Origin of the sequence: Zavarzinia sp. (assembly GCF_041650655.1) — a bacterium.
Taxonomy (GTDB): Bacteria; Pseudomonadota; Alphaproteobacteria; order Zavarziniales; family Zavarziniaceae; genus Zavarzinia.
Window position 1 is genome coordinate 1 of sequence record NZ_JBAZKR010000250.1, and the last position, 2,831, is coordinate 2,831.

The 2,831-nt window shown below is 67.8% G+C and carries 2 protein-coding genes; both read left to right on the top strand.

The features are described from left to right. The first annotated feature begins 191 nt into the window (after positions 1–191). On the top strand, positions 192–1,280 hold the full coding sequence (locus tag WC493_RS23070) for an alkene reductase (protein ID WP_373068963.1): 1,089 nt from the start codon (positions 192–194) through the stop codon (positions 1,278–1,280). A gap of 31 nt (positions 1,281–1,311) precedes the next feature. Further along, on the top strand, positions 1,312–2,658 hold the full coding sequence (locus WC493_RS23075) for a carbohydrate porin (protein WP_373068965.1): 1,347 nt from the start codon (positions 1,312–1,314) through the stop codon (positions 2,656–2,658). Positions 2,659–2,831: the final 173 nt, after the last annotated feature.

Here is a 2,831-nt window from a genome sequence, read left to right on the forward strand (position 1 = left end):
AGGCGACCGACGTGATGCCCGGCACCAGACGCACGGCGGCGAACGTGCTGCCGCTGTGGCACAACCAGCAGCACAACAGCAACAGAACGGATGAAATGCGCGACACGGCAGGATCCGGTTGAAATACCCGCAAAATTCTACCCCCTCACTTGGGTAGAATCCCCGCTTCCCTTACGTTCCGGAATTCTCTCATGCTCTTCGATTCGTACGCCAATTCAGCCCTGCAACTCGCCAACCGCATCGTCATGGCGCCGATGACGCGCTGCCGCGCCGACCATCGTGACGCCGTGCCCAACGCGATGATCGCCGAATACTATCGCCAGCGCGCCAGCGCCGGCCTGATCGTCTCCGAAGGCGTTCCGGTGTCCGATCGCGCGCGCGGCTACCTCAACACGCCGGCGCTGTGGAACGAGGCGCAGGCGGCGGGCTGGAAACCGGTGACCGATGCGGTGCATGCCGTGGGCGGCAAGATGTTCGCCCAGATCTGGCATTGCGGCCGCGTCGCGCACGCCGCGCTACACGCCGACGGCAGCGCCCCGGCGGGCCCGTCGAGCAAGCCGGCGGCCACGCAGACCATGGTTCCCGGCCCCGACGGCCGGCCCGTGCCCACCGACTGCGGCCAGCCGCAGGCCTTGAGCATCCAGGAAATCCGCGGTGTCGTCGGCGAGTTCGCCCGTGCGGCGAAACTCGCCATGCAGGCCGGTTTCGACGGCGTCGAAATCCACGGCGCGAACGGCTACCTGCTCGACCAGTTCCGCTGCCCGGCGGTCAATGACCGTACCGACGCCTACGGCGGTTCGCTGGCCAACCGCTACCGCCTGCTGCTGGAAGTGGTCGACGCGGTGGCGGCGGAAGTGGCGCCCGAACGCATCGCCGTGCGCCAGTCGCCCTATGGCGTGGGCAATGGCATGGTGCCCGACCCCGAGCCGCTGGTGACCTATCCGTGGCTGGCACGCGAGCTGGATCGGCGCGGCATCGGCTTCTTGCACATCTACTGCCAGACCGTGGACTGGATCCACGACGCGGCGCACCCGATGATGCCGGCATTGCGCGGCGCCTTCCACGGCGCACTGATCGCCTGCGGCGGCTTCAAGACGGCGGCCGCCTGCGAAGCGGTCCTGGCGCACGGCCACGCCGATCTGATCGCGATCGGCAAGCCCTTCATTTCCAACCCCGACCTGGTCGAGCGCCTGCGTCGCGATGCACCGCTCAACAAGTGGGATACCGGCAGCTTCTATGCCCCGGGCGAAAGGGGCTACACGGACTATCCGACGCTCTGAATCTGCAACAGTCGGCGCTGGCGACACGGCGATGATGAACCCGCCATCGCAAATATTGACCGTGGCGGGAGTGGCGTTGCTCGCCGGCCTTGCGCCACCGCTCGCGGCCGCGGCTACGGCCGAAAGCGCCCCCGACTATGCCAACCTCACCCTGACCGGTGACTGGAACGGCGTCCGCAGCGAATTGTGGCAGCGGGGCCTGGCACTGGAGGCGGGACTCAAGCTCGACAGCCTGCGCAATCGCGGCGACGCGCGCGACGGCGGCCAGGCGATCACCCATCTCGAACTGAAACTGCGCGCCGACCTGGAAAAGCTGCTCGGCTGGAACAACGCCGTCGCCTACCTCAACACCGATACCGACAGCGGCGCCGGCATCAACGCACGGCGCACCGGCAGCCTGATGGGCGTCAGCAACATCGAGGTGCCGGTGCCGACCTCGCGCCTGTTCCATGCCTGGATCCAGAAGGGCTTCCTCGACGATCGCTTTTCGGTCCTGGCCGGCATCTACCCGATCGATTCGGAATTCTTCACCATGGATTCGGCGGCAACGCTGCTGCATCCGGCCTACGGCACGCCGGCCGACCTGGCGCTGACCAATGCGCCATCCGTATTCAACAACGCCGCCTTCGGCATCCGCGCCAAGTGGCTGTCGGAGAATCGCGAGTGGTATGCGATGGGCGCCCTGATGGACGGCGTGCCCAACGATCGGGCGCGGCCGAAGGCCACGGCGATTCGCTTTGCCAAGGGCGACGGCGCCTTCGTCATCGGTGAAATCGGCTGGATGCCGCTGGAAACCGGCCATGCCTTCGAACCGGTCGACCCGGCGCAGGTGCGGCAAACGCCGGAACTCACCGCCCACGAAAAATACGGCGGCCTGAGCAAATATGCGATCGGCTTTTGGCGCTACGGAAATCGTGTCGCCGACCAAATCGACGTCGATGCCGACGGCAACCCGCTGCAGCGCCGCTCGCAGGGCGGCTACCTGCTGGCCGAACGCACGCTGATCAACCTCGGCGGCGAAGCCGGACGCGATGTCACGGCGTTCGGCCGCTATTCCTTCAGCGCCGGCGACTCAACCGCGCTCGATCGCATGCTGAACGTCGGCATCCGGGTGCGCGGCCCGCTCGCCAGCCGGCCCGACGACAGTGTGGCGATCGGCTGGACGCGCGGCCGGCTGGCGCCCAAATGGCGTGCCGTGCAGGCAACCGCCGGCATCGAAACGGCGGGCGCCGAAGATGCCTTCGAACTCACCTGGCGCGCGGCGCTGACGCCCTGGTTCGCCTTGCAGCCGAACCTGCAATACGTCCGCCATCCGGGCGGCGCGACGGCGGCGCGCCATGCGACGCTGGTCGGCGCGCGCGTCGAGCTAACCTTCTAGCGCGGCGCCTCGTCAGCGCCAGCCACCTCGATGTCCCACAGTTCATGGGCATCGAGCAGCAGACGGTAGCGCGCCTCGTTGGCATCGAGTTGCGCCCGCACCGCCGCCAGCCGCGCCTCGATGGCCTGACGGCGCGCCTGTTGCAGGTCGTTGAACTGTCCCTCGCCCAGCCG

What these genes read in the sequence shown, in the direction of transcription:
- WC493_RS23070 (WP_373068963.1), top strand. Translation starts at nt 192, where the DNA reads ATGCTCTTCGATTCGTACGCCAATTCAGCCCTGCAACTCGCCAACCGC.
- WC493_RS23075 (WP_373068965.1), top strand. Translation starts at nt 1,312, where the DNA reads ATGATGAACCCGCCATCGCAAATATTGACCGTGGCGGGAGTGGCGTTG.